This window comes from Roseovarius ramblicola, assembly GCF_042430665.1.
Classification (GTDB): Bacteria; Pseudomonadota; Alphaproteobacteria; order Rhodobacterales; family Rhodobacteraceae; genus Roseovarius; species Roseovarius ramblicola.
In genome coordinates this window covers 380,846-399,788 of the sequence record NZ_JBHMEC010000017.1, presented here as the reverse complement: position 1 = coordinate 399,788, position 18,943 = coordinate 380,846, and the positions used below count along the sequence as shown (strand labels likewise).

Here is an 18,943-nt window from a genome sequence, read left to right as displayed (position 1 = left end):
CGCTGTATTGCCCGCCCTCTTAGCGCCCGCGCGCGGCAATTCCTACCCTTGAGATGGCGGAATTTCCGTGCAAATGAGACGGGGTGCAGAATGTCCAAGCCCGCGGAGAGCCCGCCATGACCCCCGTTCAGGCCCCGTTTCCCCAAAGCCGCCCCCGCCGTCTGCGCGCGTCGCCCGCGCGGCGGGCCCTCGTGGCCGAGACCCGGCTTGCGCCCGCGGACCTGATCTGGCCGGTTTTCGTGCGCGACGGCAACGCGGTGGAAGAGCCGGTGGCCTCGATGCCCGGGGTGGTCCGCCGCTCGATCGACCGCGTGGTCGAGGCCGCGCGCGAGGCGGCGGATCTCGGTATCCCGGCGATCTGCCTGTTCCCCTATACCGGCGCGGAGCAGCGCACCGCCGATTGCGCCGAGGCATGGAATCCCGACAACCTCAGCAACCGCGCCACCCGCGCGATCAAGGCCGCGGTGCCGGAGATCGCGGTGATGACCGACGTGGCGCTCGATCCCTATTCCGATACCGGCCATGACGGCTTTGTCGAGGGCGGGCGGATCGTCAACGACGCCACCGTCGAGGCGCTGGTGAAACAGGCGCTGGCGCAGGCGGAGGCGGGGGCCGACATCCTCGGGCCGTCGGACATGATGGACGGGCGCATCGGCGCGATCCGCGCGGCGCTGGAACAGGCGGGGCACACCGATGTGACGATCATGTCCTACGCGGCCAAGTATGCGTCGGCCTTCTACGGGCCGTTCCGCGACGCGGTGGGGGCGGCATCGGCGCTCAAGGGCGACAAGAAGACCTACCAGATGGATCCCGCCAACACCGACGAGGCGCTGCGCATGGTGGCGCGCGACCTGTCCGAGGGGGCGGACATGGTGATGGTCAAGCCGGGAATGCCCTATCTCGACATCTGCCGCCGGGTGAAGGCGGAACTCGGCGCACCCACATTCGCCTATCAGGTGTCGGGCGAGTACGCGATGATCCGCGCCGCCGCGCTCAACGGCTGGATCGACGGCGAGCGCGCGATGATGGAGAGCCTTGGCTGCTTCAAGCGGGCGGGTTGCGACGGCATCCTGAGCTATTTCGCACCCGCCGCCGCGCGGCTGATGGCGGGGGGCTGATCGGGGCGGTGATGGCGCGCGCGCGATATCCCGCGGATCGCCGCAATGCCGGGTGACACGGGCACCGTTGCGGGTTATGTTTCGCGCAACGACCCGGCCGCGTGACAGGACCGGGCGCGATCCGGGGCAACCAAGGCGGGCAGGCACATGAACACTCTCACGAGACGCGGATTCACCCTTGGCGCGCTGGCGGGCGTGCCGGTCCTTGCCGCTTGCGGCAACGGCGTGGGCAGCCCCGGCGGCGCACGCATCGACGCGCGCGTGAACGCGACGCTGGAGCACATGTATTCCAACTATCCCGGCACCCGCGACCTGGCCGACAAGGCGAGCGGCATCCTGATCATGCCGGTGGTGACCGAGGGCGGCATTTTCGTCGGCGGCGGATACGGGCGCGGCGCGCTCCGGATCGACAATGTCACGGTGGATTACTACTCGACCACCAAGGGCAGCGTCGGGCTGCAATTCGGCGCGCAGCAATTCGCCCATGTGCTGTTCTTCATGACCGACGAGGCGCTGGAACGCTTCCGCCGCGGGTCGGGTTGGGTCGCGGGGACGGATATCGAGTACACGTTCAACGACCGCGGCGAAAACCTGCGCGCCGACACGGTGACAGCGTCGGCACCGGTCGTGGCGGTGATCTTCGGACAGGCCGGGCTGATGGCGGGCGCATCGCTCGAGGGCATGAAATACAGCCGCATCATTCCCTGACGGGCACGGGCACGGGCATGTCCTGGCGATGCGCGGGGCGCGTGACGCACCGCACAGCGGGGCGCGTCCGCGTCCCTTGCGCGAATACGCCGCCTTCAGCCGGTGCGCCGCTCGTCAAAACTCAGCGCGATGAAGCCGGGCAGGTGATCGCCCATGCCGACGACCTTGCCGCCGGTGTCGCCGCCGCGCCTGCCGCGCTCGCGGGGCTCTGAAGATCGCGCCTTCCCGCGCGTCTCCTCGCGCGGCTCGGCTGGCTCCGTCCCGGGCGCGTCCGCGGCCTCCCCGGCGGGCGCTGTGGGCGTATCCGCGGGCGTATCGGGCGTGTCCGCTTTCTTGCGGCTGACGCTCCGGCTGCGTCCGCCCCGGCTGCGGCCCGACCGGGATGTGCGCTCGGGTTTTTGCGCCTCGTCATCGCCGCCGCCCTGCGCGGCGGCGGTCTCTTCCGCCGCCGGGCGGCTGCCGGAGGGATCGTCGAGCCGGGGGATGTCCTTTTGCAGCAGCGCCTCGACGGCGGCCAGCGCCTTTTCGTCGCGCGGGTTGCAGATGGTCAGCGCCTTGCCCGAGCGGCCCGCGCGCCCGGTGCGCCCGATGCGGTGGACGTAATCCTCGGCATGGCCGGGCACGTCGAAATTGAACACATGGCTGACCGCCGGCACGTCGAGCCCGCGCGCGGCCACGTCCGAGGCCACCAGCAGCTTGAGCTCGCCCGCGCGGAACGCGTCGAGCGTCCGCGTGCGCTGGCTCTGTTCGAGGTCGCCGTGGATCGGGGCCGCGTCATAGCCGTGCTTCTTCAGCGACTTGGCGACGACATCGACGTCGATCTTGCGGTTGCAGAACACGATCGCGTTGGTGCAGGCGTCGCCCTCGCCGTCGATCAGCGCGCGCAGCGTGGCGCGCTTCTCGCCATCGGCGCGGTCGCGGCGCGACGGCTTGATCATCACCGCGTACTGGTCGATGGTCTCCGATGCGGTGGCCTGCCGCGCCACCTCGACCCGCACCGGCGATTGCAGGAACGTGTTGGTGATGCGCTCGATCTCGGGGGCCATCGTGGCCGAAAAGAACAGCGTCTGCCGGGTGAAGGGCGTGAGGCTGAAGATGCGCTCGATATCGGGGATGAAGCCCATGTCGAGCATCCGGTCGGCCTCGTCCACCACCATGATCTGCACGCCGGTGAGCAACAGCTTGCCGCGCTCGAAATGGTCGAGCAGGCGGCCCGGCGTGGCGATCAGCACATCGACACCCTTGTCAATGAGCTTGTCCTGTTCCTTGAAACTGACGCCGCCGATCAACAGCGCCTTGGTCAGCTTGAGGTATTTGGAATAGGTGTCGAAATTCTCGGCCACCTGCGCGGCCAGCTCGCGCGTGGGGCACAGCACCAGGCTGCGCGGCATCCGTGCCCGCGCGCGCCCGCGCGCCAGCAGCGACAGCATCGGCAGGGTGAACCCGGCGGTCTTGCCGGTGCCGGTCTGCGCGATGCCCAGCACGTCGCGGCCCTCCAGCGCGGAAGGGATCGCATCCGCCTGGATCGGCGTGGGGGTTTCGTATCCGGCCTCTTCGACGGCCTTGAGTACCTTGGGATTGAGGTTGAGTTCGCTGAATGTTGTCATGTCTATCCGCTTTTCGCGGACGCTGAACCCGGCCCGCACGTCTGTCACGGGGATGCGCGCACCTGTTGCGCGCCAGGCCCTCGCGGCCCCCCATCGCCGCCCGCTTACATGAACGGACCGGGGTGGTCAATCGCGCCGGTCAGGTGATGCCGGGAAACTGCCGCGCGCGGGCGGCGGCGGGGTCGAGCGGGATGGCGTGCAGGCGGCCATGCGCCTCAAGCCGCGCCCGCAGGGCGGGGGTGGCCACGCAGACCTCGCGCCAGAACCGCCGCAGCGCCGCCTCGCCGCCCTCGTCCTCCAGCATCCGCAGCAGCGCGTGCATGTTGAGCCCGCTGCCATCGGGTGCCGCGGGCCTGAGCCCCGCGCGATAGGACCCGTGCGCGATCCGGTAGGCATAGGTGTCGCGCCACTGCGCCCAGCCGGTCGCGTGCAGGTGGCACAGCCGCGTGCCCGGCATCTCCGGCGGGCTCGCGTCCATCTCGCCGTGGCGAAAGGCGTTGTGGATGCGCAGGCTGACTTCCGGGTCGCCGGTGCGCACGAACACCTTGCCCGCCACATGGCTGAGAAACCCGCCGTTGAGATGCGCGCCGTAGCCGGGATAGATCTCCGCGGTCTCGTCGCGGCGCTGCCCGGCGAGCCGCGCGCAGGACTTGAACCACCTGATCCCGTCCGGGGGCGGGGCGTCGGGGTCGGGGGCCAGCGCCTCGACCGGGCGCACCCGCGCGCTGAGGCAGTCATCCGGCAGCGCGGCCAGTTGGCCGGGCAGGGGGGTGTCGGGCCAGAGAAACTCGTCCACGTCGATATGGGCGAGCCAGTCCACCTGCGGGCGGCGGCGCAGGCAATGGGTGGCGTTGATGCTCTGGCGCGGCTGATGCGCCTCGGGGCGTCCCGCGCGCTTGCGACGCCGGCGCCAATAGCCGTCGTCGCAGACGATCACCCGGCACTTGGGGTGGTCGCGCAGCGCCGCCTCGGCCTGCGACTCGGGGGCGTCGAGATAGACATGCACCCGGTGCGCGCCCAGCTCGATGTGATGCGCGGCGAAATTCAGGATGTCGCGGGCCGGGGCCCTGATCGTGGCCACCACGCCCCATGTCGGCAGGTCTGTCATGGGCCAAGGATGCGCGGGCCGCGCGGCGGGGGCAAGAGGACAGGTGGGGGGCAGCGGGGTTTGGACGGGAATGGCCTTGAGCGGTTGTTGGACGTCCGTGTCGGGCTGAACCGTTAGGGCACGGTAAGATCAAGAAAGTTTAAAACTTTCTTGTACGGAATCTTTTCAAGATTCCGTTCGTCAACGGCAGCTTCAGGCCAATCGCAACGGCCTCGATGCGATCCGTCCCCGGGCGTCCCGCCCGGGCCGATCTCCGCCCCGCTCAGTCGAACTTGCGCGACGGGGCCAGCACCGTGGCCTCGCCCTTGAGCACCTTCTTGCCATCGACCATGCAGCGGCAATCAAGCTGCACGCGCCGCTTGGCGTGGTCGATGCCGATCACCTCGACCTCCGCGTGCACCATGTCGCCGGGGCGCACGGGGCCGAGGAATTTGAGCGTCTGCCCCATGTAGACGGTGCCGTGGCCGGGCAGTTGCTCGCCGATCACCGCCGAAATCAGCCCGGCGGTCAGCATCCCGTGCGCAATGCGCCCCTCGAAGATCGTGTCCTGCGCGTAGGCATCGTCGAGATGCACCGGATTGCGGTCGGTCGAGACCTCGGCGAACAGCTCGATATCGCGATCCGTCACCACCTTTGCGAGGTGGCGCACCATGCCCATCTCGATATCCTCGATGCAGATCGTGCCGCGCGGCATGTTGTCCAACATTCGCCCCTCCGCTTCATTCGGTGCGCAATGATGAGGCGAATTTCAGCCCCGGTTTGGAATTTTATTACTTTGCGAACGCAGAAAGATCAACCCCCAATCGCCTAGCGCAGATACCCGATGGCGTATTGCGGAGAGATTTTTTCCTTTTCAAGGTAATCCCTTAGCGCCGCCTCGTCGGGCTGGTGCGACGTTTTTGTCTCACCCGCGGCCAGCCCGCCGGTGATGAACAGGGAATCGATATCCTCGCCCATCGCGCCCAGGATGTCGGTCTGCGCCCCGTCGCCGATGGCGAGGATTCGCGCATTGTCGGTGTCGCGCCCGATCTCACCGAGCCGTCGATGGGCGAGGTCGTAGATCGGCGGGTGCGGCTTGCCGAAATAGAGGCTTTCCCCCCCCATCTCTGTGTAAAGCCGCGCCAGCGCCCCCGCGCACCACTCGCGCACCTCGCCGCGGTCCACCACGATATCGGGGTTGGCACAGAGGAGCTTGAGCCTCTTCTGCTTGGCATAGAGGAATTGCGGGCGCATCACCTGCGGGTCGGCCAGCGGATCGGCGGGGCCGGTGCAGACGATGCCCTCGGCCTCCTCCAGCGGCACCATCGTGATGGTCACCGGCTCCTCCACCACGGCGATCGGCTCGAAGAACAGCTCTTCCTGCGGCTGGCCGATGAAATACACCCGTTCCCCGACCGCACCCTCGAACATTGCCGCGCGCGCACTGTCGCCCGAGGTGGCGATGGTGTCCCACGCCGCCTCCGGCACGCCGAACGCGCGCAACTGCCGCTCCACGTCGCCGCGCGGGCGGGGCGAGTTGGTCACCAGCACCACCGCGCCGCCCGCTTCGCGATAGCGCACCAGCGCGGCGCAGGCATCGGGCAGGGCGCGCACCCCGTCATGGACACAGCCCCACAGATCGACGAACAGCGCGTCGTAGCGGGGGGCGATCTCCGACAGGGCGGTGATGAGGCGGGTCATGGGCGTCTCCGTGCTTGGTTTGCGGGCAGATATGGCAGGGCCGCCCCGCTTTGGCCAGCGTGCATGGCCAAGCGCCGCGATGCGATCTATGGTCCCGCCATGACCGGACGCATCATCCACACCGAAGCCGATATCGCCGAGGGCACGGCGCATCTCGCCACCATTTGCCCGCGCATGGCCCACGCCCGCGATCTGGTGGGCGAGGTGCCGCTCAGGCGGCGCGATGACGGGTTCGCCGCGCTCATGGGCGCGATCGTCAGCCAGCAGGTGAGCGTCGCCGCCGCCCGTGCCATCTGGTCGCGGCTCGAAGAGGCGGGGCTGACCGTGCCGCAGATCATCGCCGCGACGGACGAGGACGGGCTGCGCGCCGCCGGGCTCAGCCGGCAGAAGGCGCGCTACGTGCGCGCGCTGGCGGAGGCCGATCTCGATTACGCCGCCCTGCGCACGGCCCCCACCGACGAGGTGGTGACGACGCTCACCGAAGTGCCCGGCATCGGCGTCTGGACCGCCGAGATCTACGCCATGTTCAGCCTGGGCCGGGCGGATGTCTTTGCCCCCGGCGACCTCGCCCTGCAGGAATCGGCACGCCTGCTTTACGACCTGCCCGAGCGGCCGAAGCCTGCGGCGCTGCGCGCGATGGCCGCCGATTGGGCGCCGTGGCGTGCGGTTGCGGCGCGGCTTCTGTGGGCCTATTACCACGTCGCCAAGGACAGGGAAGGGATCGCATGACACGGGTACTCAGGGCGGGCCGCAAGGCACCGCAATCGGGACAGGCGCGCTCGGCGGTGGTGTTCCTGCACGGCTACGGTGCCAATGGCGCGGACCTCATGGGCCTCGCCGATCCGCTGGCCGAGCATCTGCCGGATACCCTCTTTGTCGCGCCCGATGCGCCCGAGAGCATTCCAGGGATGCCCTCGGGCCTGCAATGGTTCCCGATCCCGTGGATCGACGGCTCATCCGAGGAAGAGGCCGAGCGCGGCCTGATGGCCGCCGCCGCCGATCTCGACGCGTTTCTCGACGCGCTGATGGTGGACGAGGATCTGCTGCCCGAACAGGTGGTGCTGTTCGGTTTCTCGCAAGGCTCCATGATGGCGCTGCACGTCGCCCCGCGCCGCGAGGACGAGGTCGCCGGGATCGTCGCCTTTTCGGGCCGTCTGCTGCGCCCCGACCTGCTGGCCGACGAGGCCGTGAGCCGCCCGCCGGTCCTGCTGGTGCATGGCGATGCCGATGACGTGGTCCCGGTGCAGTCGCTGCCCGAGGCCGCCGAGGCGCTGCAACAGGCGGGGTGGAAGGATGTCTATGCCCATGTGATGGAGGGCACCGGCCACGGCATCGCCCCCGACGGTCTGTCGGTGGCGCTGGCGTTCATGCGCGACAAGCTGGGGCTCTAGAACGCGCCCGCGTTCATTCGCAATCTCGCGACATGCTCCGACTGCTTGATCTTGCATGGTCGAGGCGCTCAAAACCGGGTCCCGCACTTGAGCAACATGCTTTAGGCGGGGCGCGGCCGGGACCGTGCCGCCGGTGGCTCACTCTGCCGCGCGCAGCACCCCCGACGCCGCGCCGGGGCGCGGCGCGTGGGCCTCCCCGGTGTCGTCCCGGCCCGCGCGCGCCGCGTCGCGCTCGTCGGGCCAGACCAGTTCGGTCTGCCGCGCCCGCCGCGCCGCGCGCGCCAGCGCCCAGTCGCGTGCCGTCCGGCTCGACCGGCCCAGCGACAGCGCCGCCAGCCCCCGCGCGATCCACAGCACGTAGGTCACCGCCCAGACCCGCAGCGCCAGCATCGCGGGGGTAAAGACCAGCGTCAGCGCCGTGGCGATGCCCAGACCGAAGACCACCGCCGTCGCCAGTTGCTTCCACCACAGCGCGGTGGGGGTGTCGAAGGCATAACCGCCGCCCACGAAATCGAGGCTGAGGCCGAACATCATCGGCGCGAGCCCCGCCATGGTGGTGATCGTGGTCAGCAGCACGGGACGGATGCGGTCCTGCGCCGTGCGGGTGATGGCCTGGATGCGCGGCATGTAGCGGGCATAATCCTGATAGGTGTCGATCAGCACGATGTTGTTGTTCACCACGATCCCCGCCAATGCCACGATGCCGGTGCCGGTCATGATGATGGAAAACGGCTGGTTCATCACCAGCATCCCGATCAGCACGCCGGCAGTCGACAGCACCACCGCCAGCAGCACCAGCACCGCGTTGTAGACGCTGTTGAACTGCGCCAGCAGGATGATGAACATGAGGCCGAGCGCGCCCGCGAACGCCTTTTGCAGGAATTCGCCGGATTCCTCCTGATCCTCCTGGTCGCCGGTCCATTCATAGCTGATCCCCGGCGGCACGACGCCGCTCTCCAGCCACCCGGTCAGCCGCTCGATACGCTCGTTGGCGGTCAGCGGCACCTCGCGCGCGATGCCGTCGCCGCCCCTCACGGTGGCCGTCAGCCCGTCGCGCACCGCCGCCTTGACGTCAAAGAACCGGGTCTGGTCGATGCGGTCGATCTGGGCAAGCTGCTCGACCGGGGTGCGCGTGATGAACGCCGACAGCGGCACCAGCCCGTTTTCCGTGCGCACTTTGAGCGTGTCGAGCGTCGACAGCACCCGGTCCTCTTCGGGCAGGCGCACGCGGATATCGACCTCTTCGTCGCTGCTGTCCACGCGCATCGTGTCCAGCAGGATGCCGCGCGTCACAAGCTGCACCATCGCGCCCACCGTCGCCACGTCGGCACCGAAGCGGCCCGCGCGCTCCACGTCCACCTCGATCTGCCAGTCGATGCCCGGCAGCGGCAGCGTGTCCTCGATCTGGTAGAGGCCCTCGGTCGCCTCGAACCGGTCGCGCGCGGCCTCGGTAAAGCGTTGCAGCGCCGGCCAGTCGTCGCCGCGGATGCGCAGATGCACCGGCTTGGCCGAGGCGGGGCCGCGCGACTGCGCGCGGACCTCGATCCTGATGCCGGCGATCTTCTCAAGCGCGGCGGACAGGTCGGCAATCACCCGGTCGCCGTCATAGGCCGGATCGACCACGCTGCGCCGCACCGCGAAACCCAGCAACGGCACGGTGAACCAGGTCTCGGTGATCTGCGGGCGATCCTCCCACGGGATCGTCTCGAACTGCACCTGCCCGATGGTGTCGCGCGGCGGCTGGGCGCCGCCGGTGTTGTTGTTGAGCCCGCCCTCGCCGGCAAAGGCAAAGGCCGTGGTCACGCCGCGATGGGCGCGCACGATCTCCTCGACCCTCTCCACCATTCGGTCCTTCTGGTCGAGCGACAGGTTGCCCCGTCCGCGGACATAGACGATGGCCTGCTCCGGCTCGGTATCGACGAAGAACTCGGTGCCGTTGTTGTGGTTGATGTAGACCATCAGCACCGAGCCCACCAGCACGAACACCGCGCCGAACGCCACCAGCGGCATCACCGGGTTGCCCACGATGGCATGGATGAACCAGCCGAACCCCGAGCGGCGCTGACCCGCGCGCACCCGTTCCCGCCGCCGCGGCAGGAGCCACCGCCGCAGCGCGCGCACGCCGTTGGCAAGGCGCCGCGGAATCGCCAGCAGCCCCAGCAACAGCGCCGTCACGCCGCCGACCCCGGCGGCCATCAGCGCCACCGCCCCCAGCACCAGCCCGAACACGGTGGCCAGCACCGGAACGACCGAGCCGAGGATGTCGCCGCCATCCATCACCGCGAATTGCGCGCTCACCTGCTCCAGCACCAACGGCAGCGCCTGCCCCGCCAGCAGCGCCGCGCCCGCCGCCGCGGGCAGCAGCAGGACGTGCCACAGCCAGAAGCCGCCCGCGATCGCCCCCAGCCGCTGCTCGAACCACCGCTCCAGCCGCCCGGTCACACCGCCGAGGACGGGCAGGTAGACCAGCGCCACCAGCAGCGACGACGACAGCACGAAAATGAGCGTCACCGGCAGCATCCCCATGAACTGGCCGGGAATGCCCGGCCAGAACAGCATCGGCAGGAAGGCGCAGAGCGTGGTCGCGGTGGAGCTGACCACCGGCCAGAACATGCGCTTGGCCGCGGCCACGTAGGCGTGCATCGGGCCTTCGCCCTCGGCGATGCGCTTGTCGGCGTATTCCACCACCACGATGGCCCCGTCCACCAGCATCCCGACCGCGAGGATGAGGCCGAACATCACGATGTTCGACACCGCCACCCCCATCACCGCCAACAGCGCGAAGCACAACAGGAACGAGGTCGGGATCGCGAATCCGACCAGCAGGGCGGGGCGGATGCCGAGCGCGGCCAGCGTCACGATCATCACCAGCGCGATCGCCGTCAGCACCGACCCCTCGAGCTGGCTGACCATCGATTCCACCGTGCGCGACTGGTCGTTGGAGGTGCCGACATTGACCGCGGCCTGCAACTCTTCGGGCCACGTCTTCTCGGCCTCGGCCACCGCTTCGCGGACCTGGTCGGCGGTCTCGATGATGTTGAAGCCGCGGCGCTTGACCACCTGCAGCGCCACCGTGTCCTCGCCGTTGAACCGCGCGGTGCCGGTCCGGTCCTCGAAGGTGAGGTTGATGGTGGCCAGATCGCCGAGCGTCACGATGCGGTCGCCATTGGTCTTGACCGGCAGGGCGTAGATGTCGCGCGTCTCCTCGAAGGAGGACGGGATCTTGACGGCAAAGGTGCCCTGCGCGCTGTCCACCTCGCCCGCGGCAATCAGTTGGTTGTTGTTCTGCACCACGTTGATCAGTTCGAGCGCGGTGACGTTGTAGGCTTCGAGCCGCAGCGGGTCGATCACCACTTCGACCATCTCGTCGCGGTTGCCGGCGATGCCCGCCTCCAGGATCGGCTCCATCGATTCGAGACGGTCCTGAAGGTCATTGGCCAGCCGCGACATGGTGCGTTCGGGCACCGGGCCCGAGAGGTTGACGATGATGATCGGGAACTCGCTGAAATTCACCTCGTTGATGGTGTATTTCTCGAATCCGTCGGGAAACTCGGCCTCGGCGGTGTCCATCGCGTCGCGCACATCGGCGAGGATCTTGGTCTTGTCCCAGCCGAACTCGAATTCCAGCGCCACGCCGCCATAATTCTCGGCCGCCGTGCCGGTCATCTTGTCCAGCCCGTCGAGATCGCTGAGCTCGCGCTCCATCGGCTTGACCAGCAGCTTCTCGCTGTCTTCGGCGGAAATGCCGGGGAAGGGCACCGAGATGAACAGCGCCGGGATCTCGATATCCGGCTCACCCTCCTTGGGCAGGCCGATATAGGCCATGGTGCCCGCGAGGACCGATAGCACCACGAACGCCAGCACCATCCGCGCGCGCGCGGCGGCCCAGTCGACGATCCCGGTCATTGGCCCAGGTCCCGGTAGGCGGGCCGCACCCTGACGCCGTCGCGCACGTATTCCTGCCCGATCACGATGATGTCGGCGCGCGCGGGCGGGCCGGTGATCCAGACGCCCGCGGGCGTGTCCCGCATGAGCGTGACCGGCACGAACGTCACGCGGTTGTCCGCGTCCACCAGCCGCAGGCCCAGCGTCCCCGCATCATCGAGCGTCAGCGCCGATTGCGGTACCAGGTGGGCGCGCTTGCCCGCCGCCGCGATGGCGATCTCGGCGGTCTCGCCGTCGCGCAGCGCCAGATCGGGATTGGGCACGCGCACATCGACGCGAAAGGTGCGCGTGGTCGGGTCCGCCGAGCGCGACACAAAGCTCACCTCGCCCGCCACATCGGTGCCCGAGACGGTGCGCGCGGTGGCCTTGGCCCCCGTCTCGACGCGCGCCACGTCGGTCTCCGACACGAACCCCACCAGCGTGATCGGATCGAGCTTCATCACCGTGGCGCAAAGCGCGCCGGGCTGCAGCAGGCTGCCGAGTTCGGCGGTATCGGTTTCCAGCACGCCGCCGAACGGCGCGTGGATCGTCAGCCGCTCGATCTCTTCGCGGGCGGCGGTGACGCCGGCGCGGGCCGATTCGATGTTGGCGCGGGCGGATTCGAGCCCCGATGTGGCGCTCTCGACCCCCGCCTCGGCCCCGCGCAGCGCCGCGCGCGTCGCCGCGACGCGCGTCTCCGAGGCGTATCCGCTGCCCACCAGATTGTCGGCGGCGCGGAAATTGATCCGCGCCTCTTCCAGCGCCGCGCGCGCCTCTTCCAGCCGCGCCTTGGCCTCGGGCACGCGCGCCTGCGCCTCCTTCAGCCGCGCCTTCGCCTCTTCCAGAGATGCCTGCCGCGCGGCGGGGTCGAGCTTGCACAGCACGTCGCCCTGCTCGACGAAGGCACCGCTCCGCAGCGGCTCGGAAATGACCAGCCCCGAGGTCTCGGCTCGCAGATCGACGACGCGGTCGGCCTCGGTGCGCCCGCGCAACAGCACGGAACTGTCCACCTCGCGCGCCTCCGAGCGCTGAACGACGACGCGCATGGGCCCGGCGGCGTCGCCCGCATCCTGCGCGGCGGCGGTGTCCCGTGCCGCCTCGCCGGCCGCCTCGCCGGGCGCCTCCGCCGACGTCCCGGGCGCGGGCAGCATCGCGACGATCCGCTCCCGCTCGAACACGAACGCATAGATCGCCGCGGCGACCACAAGGGCGATCAGAACCGGAAACAGGCGCATGAAGGGCCTTTCGAACGACGTCAAGCGACACAAATACCGGAACGGCGCATCACGGAATTTCCGTCACACGCTGAACCAACCGGTTCAGATTAAACCTTTCCGCGCGTCCCGGCAAGCGCGTTCTCGCGCATGGTCGCGGCCCTTGGCAGCGCCGGACCGACACGCTAAGAGGGGCGGAAATCCGGCAGGGGGTGCGGCGTGAGCGACACGGACAGTTTCATCGACGAAGTCACCGAGGAGGTGCGCCGCGACCGGCTGTTCCGGCTGATGCGCCGCTACGGCTGGATCGCCGTGCTGGCGATCCTGCTGCTGGTCGGCGGGGCGGCCTGGAACGAATGGCGCAAGGCCCGCGCCGAGGCCGAAGCACAGGCATTCGGCGACGCGGTGCTGGCGGCGCTGGCGCAGGAAAACGCCGACGAACGCGCCGACGCGCTGCAGGCGATCACGCCCCCGGGACCGGGGGCCGCGGCGGTGGCCGCCCTGCTCGCCGCGAGCGAACAGGCAAGGACCGATGCACCCGGCGCGGCGACGCGCCTGCTGGCGCTCGCGGACCGCGCCGACGTGCCCGCCATCTACCGCCGCATCGCGACGCTCAAGGCGGTGGCTCTGCCCGGCTCGGGGCTCTCGCCCGGGCAACGCCGCGACCGGCTCGCGCCGCTGGCCGACCAGCCGGGCCTCGTCCGGCTGCTGGCCGGGGAACAGCTCGCCATGATCGAGATCGAGACCGGGGCCCGCGCCGCCGCGCTCGACCGGCTGACGGCGCTCGCGGTGGATGCCGAGGCGACGGGGCCCTTGCGCCGCCGCGTGGCACAGGTGATTGTGGCGCTTGGCGAGGATGTGCCGGAAATCCCGGGCACGCCCCGACAGGACGGGCTCGGGCAATGACCGGGGCACCGGGTATGACGCGACAGATGGGGGCACCAGTGGTGATGGCGAAAACGGTTCTTCTCGCGATGGCGGCGACCCTCGCGCTCGCGGGCTGCGACAAGCAGGAGCCGATCCTGCCCGGCAAGCGTGAAAACGTCCGCGAGGTGCTGCAAACCGAGGCGCGCCGCGCGCAGGCCGAGGCGCCCGCGGTCAACCGCGCGGCCCCGATCTCGCTGCCGGCACCGACCGCCAATGCCGCCTGGCCGCAACGTCCGGGCACGCCCTCCACCCGCACCGCGCATCCGGCGCTCTCCGCCGCGCCCGCGCTGGCCTGGTCGACGGATATCGGCAGCGGTGATGGCCGCCGGGTGCGCATCACCGCCGATCCGGTGGTGGCGGCGGGCCGCATCTTCACCCTCGACGCCGGGACCACGGTCTCGGCGGTGTCGACGGCGGGCGAGCGGCTGTGGGCGAGCGAACTCTCGCTGCCCGGCGACAACGCCGGCAACTCAAGCGGCGGCGGGCTGGCCTATGGCGACGGGCGGCTGTTCGTCACCTCGGGCTTCGGCGCGGTCACCGCGCTCGACCCCGAGACCGGCGCGGTGCTCTGGCAGCAGGATACCGACGCGCCGACCACCGCCGCGCCCGCGATCTACAAGGGGCTGGTCTATGCCGTGGCCGGAGACGAGGTGGCCTGGGCGCTCGACGCCGCGACAGGCCGCGTGCTCTGGCAGCTTTCGGGCACGCCCGACATCCACAACGTGCTGGGCGGCCCGGCCCCGGCGATCACCGACAAATACGCGATCTTCGCGTTCGGCGCGGGCGAGGTGCAGGGCGCATTCCGCAAGGGCGGGCTGCGGTTGTGGGACGCGCAGGTCGCGGGCGAGCGCACGGGCGTGGCGAGCGCGCGGGTGCGCGACGTCACCGGCGATCCGCTGGTGGTTGGCGATCGCGTCTATGTGGGCACCCATTCGGGCCGCATGGTGGCGCTCAGCCTCGGCAGCGGCAAGCGCCTGTGGACCGCGAACGAGGGCCCGCTCAACCCGATCTGGCCCGCCGGCGACTCGCTGTTCCTGGTCAGCGACCGCAACGAGCTTGTGCGCCTCTCGGCCGGGGATGGCAGCCGCATCTGGGGCCATGACCTGCCGCTCTTCACCGCGCGCAAGCCCAAGCGGCAGGCCGGCATCGTCGGCCATTACGGGCCGGTGCTCGCGGGCGGGCAGCTTGTCGTCGCGTCGGCGGATGAACGGCTGCGCTTCTTCGATCCGGTCTCGGGGCAGCTCACCCGCACGGTGCCGCTTCCGGGCGGGGCCGCGACCAACCCGGTGGTCGCGGGCGGCACGCTCTACGTCGTGTCCAAGAAGGGACAGCTTCTCGCTTTCCGTTGAGGCCGCGATCCTGTATCACCCCGCTCTGACCGTGACCGGAGCCTTGTGCGATGTCCTTTACCCTCGCCATCGTGGGCCGCCCCAACGTGGGCAAGTCCACGCTGTTCAACCGCCTTGTCGGCAAGCGCCTCGCGCTGGTCGATGACACGCCCGGCGTCACGCGCGACCTGCGCGAAGGGGCGGCGCGGCTGGGCGATCTGCGCTTTACCGTGATCGACACCGCCGGGCTCGAGGACGCCACCGACGACAGCCTCGAAGGGCGGATGCGGCGGCTGACCGAGCGCGCGGTGGAGATGGCCGATGTGTGCCTGTTCGTGATCGACGCCCGCGCCGGTGTCACCCCGGTTGACGAGATTTTCGCCGACATCCTGCGCAAGCGTTCGGGCCACGTCATCCTCGCCGCCAACAAGGCCGAGGGCGCGGCCGCCGAGCCGGGGGTGTACGAGGCGTGGGGGCTGGGCCTCGGCGATCCGGTCCAGATCTCGGCCGAGCATGGCGAGGGGATGAACGAGCTTTACGCCCGTCTCATGCCGCTCTCGGACGGGTTTGCGGCGCGGACCGAGGCCGAGGCGCCCGAGATCGACGTGGCGATCGACGAGGACGCCGACCCCGACGGGGAAACCGTGCCCGCCTATGCGGCGCCGACGCCCGAGCGCCCCTTGCAGGTGGCGGTGGTGGGCCGGCCCAACGCCGGGAAATCCACGCTCATCAACACCATCCTCGGCGAGGAGCGGCTGCTCACCGGCCCCGAGGCCGGGATCACCCGCGACGCGATCTCGCTTGCGCTCGACTGGGACGGTCTGCCGGTGCGGCTCTTCGACACCGCGGGTATGCGCAAGAAGGCGCGCGTACAGCACAAGCTGGAAAAGCTGTCGGTCTCCGACGGGCTGCGGGCGGTGAAATTCGCCGAGGTGGTGGTGGTCCTGCTTGACGCCGCGATCCCGTTCGAGCAGCAGGATCTGCGCATCGCCGACCTGGCCGAGCGCGAGGGCCGCGCCGTGGTGGTGGCGGTCAACAAATGGGACATCGAGGAGGACCGGCAGGGCAAGCTGCGCGCGCTCAAGGAGGCGTTCGACCGGCTGCTGCCGCAACTGCGCGGCGCACCGCTCGTCACCGTCTCGGCGCGCACGGGCAAGGGGCTCGACCGGCTGCGCTTGGCGGTGCAAAAGGCCCACGAGGTCTGGAACCGGCGCATCCCCACCGCGCAGCTCAACCGCTGGCTCGCGGGCATGATCGAACAGCACCCGCCCCCCGCACCGGGCGGGCGCCGCATCAAGCTGCGCTACATGACCCAGGCCAAGACCCGCCCGCCGGGCTTCGTGGTGATGTGCTCGCATCCCGACAAGATGCCCGAGAGCTACCGCCGCTACCTCGTCGGTGGCTTGCGTACCGATTTCGACATGCCGGGCACGCCGATCCGTCTGCACCTGCGCAGCCAGTCCGGCGCGAACCCCTACAAGGCCCGCAAGACGCCGGGCCCCTCGCGCCTGCGCAAGCATCTGTAGTCCTTCCCCGACACAAGGTACCCATGCGAAAGCATGGCGTCAGGGCATGAGGCCGGTATCCCGGGCGAAAATGTCAGATGACGGCGGTCAGCCCGGAGCGGCCTGTCGCCAGGAGTGACGTGACCGTTACGTTTGGCCTATACCCGCCATTCGCCTCCTGTTCCGCGCGGAATCGAGGCGGGCTTGCCCGCCGCCGCGCGAGCGGTCATGCCGAAGGCATGCCTCCGGCATGACCCGCCCCGTCGCACCGGAGGTGCGCCGGTATAAGCGGCACGCCTTTGGCGTGACGGGCGGGCGCTTTTCTACGTCTCAAGTTATTGATAATTTGGGAATATATGGCACCATAAAGCGCGCCGTTTCATCGTCGGAACGCCCACCCGCGGTCGGGCCCTCGCGCGGCTCGTCGCATCATGCCCAACGACCGCAACAGGCCATTCCCGTCGCCCGCTACGACCCTCCGCACTGACCGGACTCCCAATCGGCTTTCGCCCCAATCCACACGAACGACCGCTGTCGGAAAACGGCGCGGACTTTGCACCCCGCTCCCAACCTTGATGCCGCTCATGGCAGCCGGGGCAGCGCCTCTCCCCAGCGATCCGTCACCCGGGTGACGCAAGGCACCGGCATCAGGCAGGGGCCGTTCTGTCAGGGTGTGAACAGGCGCGCGCCATCGGCTACGGGCGGCAGGCCCCCGGGGATCAAGAGCCGCCGGTCAGCCGCCGGTATGGCTCATGTGGCGCGGCATCCGGCCCTCGACTGACTGCCGCGAATAGTCGAAATCATGGCCCTTGGGCTTCCGCGCGATGGCCGCGCGAATCGCCTCCCGCAGCGGCGCATCATCGCCGGGATGGTTGCGCAGCGGCGCGCGCAGGTCGGCCATGTCCTCCTGCCCGAGGCACATGTATAGCTCGCCCGTGCAGGTCAGCCGTACCCGGTTGCAGCTTTCGCAGAAATTGTGGGTCAGCGGGGTGATGAAGCCGATCTTCTGCCCGGTCTCCTCCAGCCGTACATAGCGCGCCGGGCCGCCCGACCGTTCGTCCAGATCGGTGAGCGTGTATTCCCCGGCCAGCCGCGCGCGCAGGTCCGAGAGCTTCCAGTATTGGTCCAGTCGGTCCTCGTTGCCGATATCGCCCATCGGCATGACCTCGATGAAGGTGAGGTCCATGTCGCGGCTCCGGCACCACTCGACCAGCGTGAACAATTCGTCCTCGTTGAAGCCCTTGAGCGCCACGGTGTTGATCTTGACGCGCAGCCCCGCGCGTTGCGCGGCGTCGATGCCCTTGATCACCTGCGGCAGGCGGCCCCAGCGGGTGATATCGGCGAATTTCGTCTCGTCGAGCGTGTCGAGCGAGATGTTCACCCGCCGCACGCCCGCGGCGTAGAGGTCATCGGCGAAGCGCTCCAGTTGAGAGCCGTTGGTGGTGAGCGTCAGCTCCTTCAGCGCGCCGCTTTCCAGATGCCGGGTCATGGCGTCGAAGAAGGTCATGATCCCCTTGCGCACCAGCGGCTCGCCGCCGGTGATGCGCAGCTTCTCCACGCCCATCGCCACGAAGGTCGAACACATGCGGTCAAGCTCTTCCAGCGTCAGAAGCTCCCTCTTGGGCAGGAAGGTCATGTTCTCCGACATGCAATAGACGCAGCGGAAATCGCAGCGGTCGGTGACCGAGACGCGCAGATAAGAGATGGCGCGCCGGAACGGATCGATGAGCGGGGCGGGGTTGAGCGGGGCATCTTTCATGCCGGAAACCTAGGCTCCGCCGTGGCGCGGGGCAAGGGACATCTTGTGCGTTGCCCGGCGCGTCGGTGGCGGTTAATCTGCGGGCATGTCCGGATTTCCGCGTGTCGTTCTTGTCTGTCTGCTGACCGGGGGCTGTGCCCTTCCCGGGCTGTTCGAGCGGTCCCCGGCGCCACCGCCGGACACCTCCGCCGACGCCGCCGCACAGCCCGGGACCGCGGACGCGACCGGGGCCGTGGACGAGGCCGAAGCAGGCCCTGCCGACCCCGCCCCGACGCTGCCCGCCACCACCATCGCCTCGCTCGGGGACGTGGCCCGCCCGGGGCTGTGGATGCGCACGCCGCTGGTCGTGTCGCCGGTGCGCGGGCGGGTCAGCGACCCGGCCTCCGGCGCCTCCGTCGCGGTCGATCTCATCCCGCTCGACGCGGCACCGGGGGCGGGCAGCCGCATGTCGCTCGACGCCTACCGGGCGCTTGATCTGCCGCTCACAGGCTTGCCGGAATTGCGGGTGGACGCGGCGGACTGAGGCGACCGGGCGCGGCGGACTGAGGCGACCGGGCGCGGCGGCCCCGGCCGGTCCGGCCTCGGGTCTGGTTGATCCGCGGGTCTTCGGCTGGCCTGTACCTGCCATTCGCCTGCCTGGCATCGCGCGGAATCGAGGCGGGCTTGCACGCCGC

At 69.6% G+C, this 18,943-nt stretch carries 15 protein-coding genes; 8 read left to right on the top strand and 7 right to left on the bottom strand.

Translation table 11 applies throughout. The annotated features are described in order from the left end of the window. Nucleotides 1-116: 116 nt before the first annotated feature. Nucleotides 117-1,118, top strand: a complete 1,002-nt coding sequence (hemB, locus tag ACFFU4_RS12615; RefSeq protein ID WP_377070125.1) for a porphobilinogen synthase — start codon at nt 117-119, stop codon at nt 1,116-1,118. Nucleotides 1,119-1,265: 147 nt separating this feature from the next. Next, complete coding sequence (locus ACFFU4_RS12610; protein WP_377070124.1) at nt 1,266-1,826, top strand: lipid-binding SYLF domain-containing protein; 561 nt, start codon at nt 1,266-1,268, stop codon at nt 1,824-1,826. 95 nt (nt 1,827-1,921) lie between these two features. Here ACFFU4_RS12610 and ACFFU4_RS12605 read toward each other — a convergent pair whose 3' ends face one another. The 4 genes from ACFFU4_RS12605 to ACFFU4_RS12590 form a co-directional block, all read right to left on the bottom strand. Next, a complete protein-coding gene (locus ACFFU4_RS12605; RefSeq protein ID WP_377070123.1) occupies nt 1,922-3,433 on the bottom strand; it encodes a DEAD/DEAH box helicase in 1,512 nt (503 codons plus the stop codon). 139 nt (nt 3,434-3,572) lie between these two features. Beyond that, nucleotides 3,573-4,541, bottom strand: a complete 969-nt coding sequence (locus tag ACFFU4_RS12600; protein ID WP_377070122.1) for a glycosyltransferase family 2 protein — start codon at nt 4,539-4,541, stop codon at nt 3,573-3,575. A 262-nt stretch (nt 4,542-4,803) separates the two neighbouring features. Beyond that, nucleotides 4,804-5,247, bottom strand: coding sequence for a MaoC family dehydratase (locus ACFFU4_RS12595; RefSeq protein ID WP_377070121.1), 444 nt, complete (start codon nt 5,245-5,247; stop codon nt 4,804-4,806). A 101-nt stretch (nt 5,248-5,348) separates the two neighbouring features. After that, nucleotides 5,349-6,221 (bottom strand): TIGR01459 family HAD-type hydrolase, encoded by an 873-nt coding sequence (locus tag ACFFU4_RS12590; protein WP_377070120.1) that lies wholly within the window; start codon nt 6,219-6,221, stop codon nt 5,349-5,351. 99 nt (nt 6,222-6,320) lie between these two features. On the opposite strand from ACFFU4_RS12590, the gene ACFFU4_RS12585 reads away from it, so the two are divergent. Together ACFFU4_RS12585 and ACFFU4_RS12580 are read left to right on the top strand one after the other, a co-directional pair. Further along, nucleotides 6,321-6,950, top strand: coding sequence for a DNA-3-methyladenine glycosylase family protein (locus tag ACFFU4_RS12585; RefSeq protein ID WP_377070338.1), 630 nt, complete (start codon nt 6,321-6,323; stop codon nt 6,948-6,950). After that, nucleotides 6,947-7,612: an alpha/beta hydrolase gene (locus ACFFU4_RS12580; protein ID WP_377070119.1), complete on the top strand. Its 666-nt coding sequence runs from the start codon at nt 6,947-6,949 to the stop codon at nt 7,610-7,612. The genes ACFFU4_RS12585 and ACFFU4_RS12580 overlap by 4 nt, the downstream gene beginning before the upstream one ends. A gap of 138 nt (nt 7,613-7,750) precedes the next feature. On the opposite strand, the gene ACFFU4_RS12575 is transcribed toward ACFFU4_RS12580, so the two are convergent. Continuing rightward, nucleotides 7,751-11,518, bottom strand: coding sequence for an efflux RND transporter permease subunit (locus ACFFU4_RS12575; protein WP_377070118.1), 3,768 nt, complete (start codon nt 11,516-11,518; stop codon nt 7,751-7,753). Then, on the bottom strand, nt 11,515-12,771 hold the full coding sequence (locus ACFFU4_RS12570; RefSeq protein ID WP_377070117.1) for an efflux RND transporter periplasmic adaptor subunit: 1,257 nt from the start codon (nt 12,769-12,771) through the stop codon (nt 11,515-11,517). Before ACFFU4_RS12570 ends, ACFFU4_RS12575 begins: the two co-directional genes overlap by 4 nt. Before the next feature lie 198 nt (nt 12,772-12,969). On the opposite strand from ACFFU4_RS12570, the gene ACFFU4_RS12565 reads away from it, so the two are divergent. From ACFFU4_RS12565 to der, 3 genes are read left to right on the top strand one after another with little or no spacing between them, the layout of a single operon-like run. Next, entirely contained in the window at nt 12,970-13,656 is a 687-nt protein-coding gene (locus ACFFU4_RS12565; RefSeq protein WP_377070116.1) for a tetratricopeptide repeat protein, read from the top strand. A gap of 26 nt (nt 13,657-13,682) precedes the next feature. Continuing rightward, nucleotides 13,683-15,026, top strand: a complete 1,344-nt coding sequence (locus tag ACFFU4_RS12560) for a PQQ-like beta-propeller repeat protein (protein ID WP_377070115.1) — start codon at nt 13,683-13,685, stop codon at nt 15,024-15,026. Nucleotides 15,027-15,076: 50 nt separating this feature from the next. Further along, on the top strand, nt 15,077-16,531 hold the full coding sequence (gene der, locus ACFFU4_RS12555) for a ribosome biogenesis GTPase Der (RefSeq protein ID WP_377070114.1): 1,455 nt from the start codon (nt 15,077-15,079) through the stop codon (nt 16,529-16,531). 712 nt (nt 16,532-17,243) lie between these two features. On the opposite strand, the gene moaA is transcribed toward der, so the two are convergent. Further along, nucleotides 17,244-18,269, bottom strand: coding sequence for a GTP 3',8-cyclase MoaA (moaA, locus tag ACFFU4_RS12550; RefSeq protein ID WP_377070113.1), 1,026 nt, complete (start codon nt 18,267-18,269; stop codon nt 17,244-17,246). An 85-nt stretch (nt 18,270-18,354) separates the two neighbouring features. Here moaA and ACFFU4_RS12545 point away from each other — a divergent pair, with 85 nt between their 5' ends. After that, nucleotides 18,355-18,792 carry a hypothetical protein gene (locus ACFFU4_RS12545; protein WP_377070112.1) on the top strand — a complete coding sequence of 146 codons (438 nt, stop codon included), beginning with the start codon at nt 18,355-18,357 and terminating at the stop codon, nt 18,790-18,792. Nucleotides 18,793-18,943 lie beyond the last annotated feature (151 nt).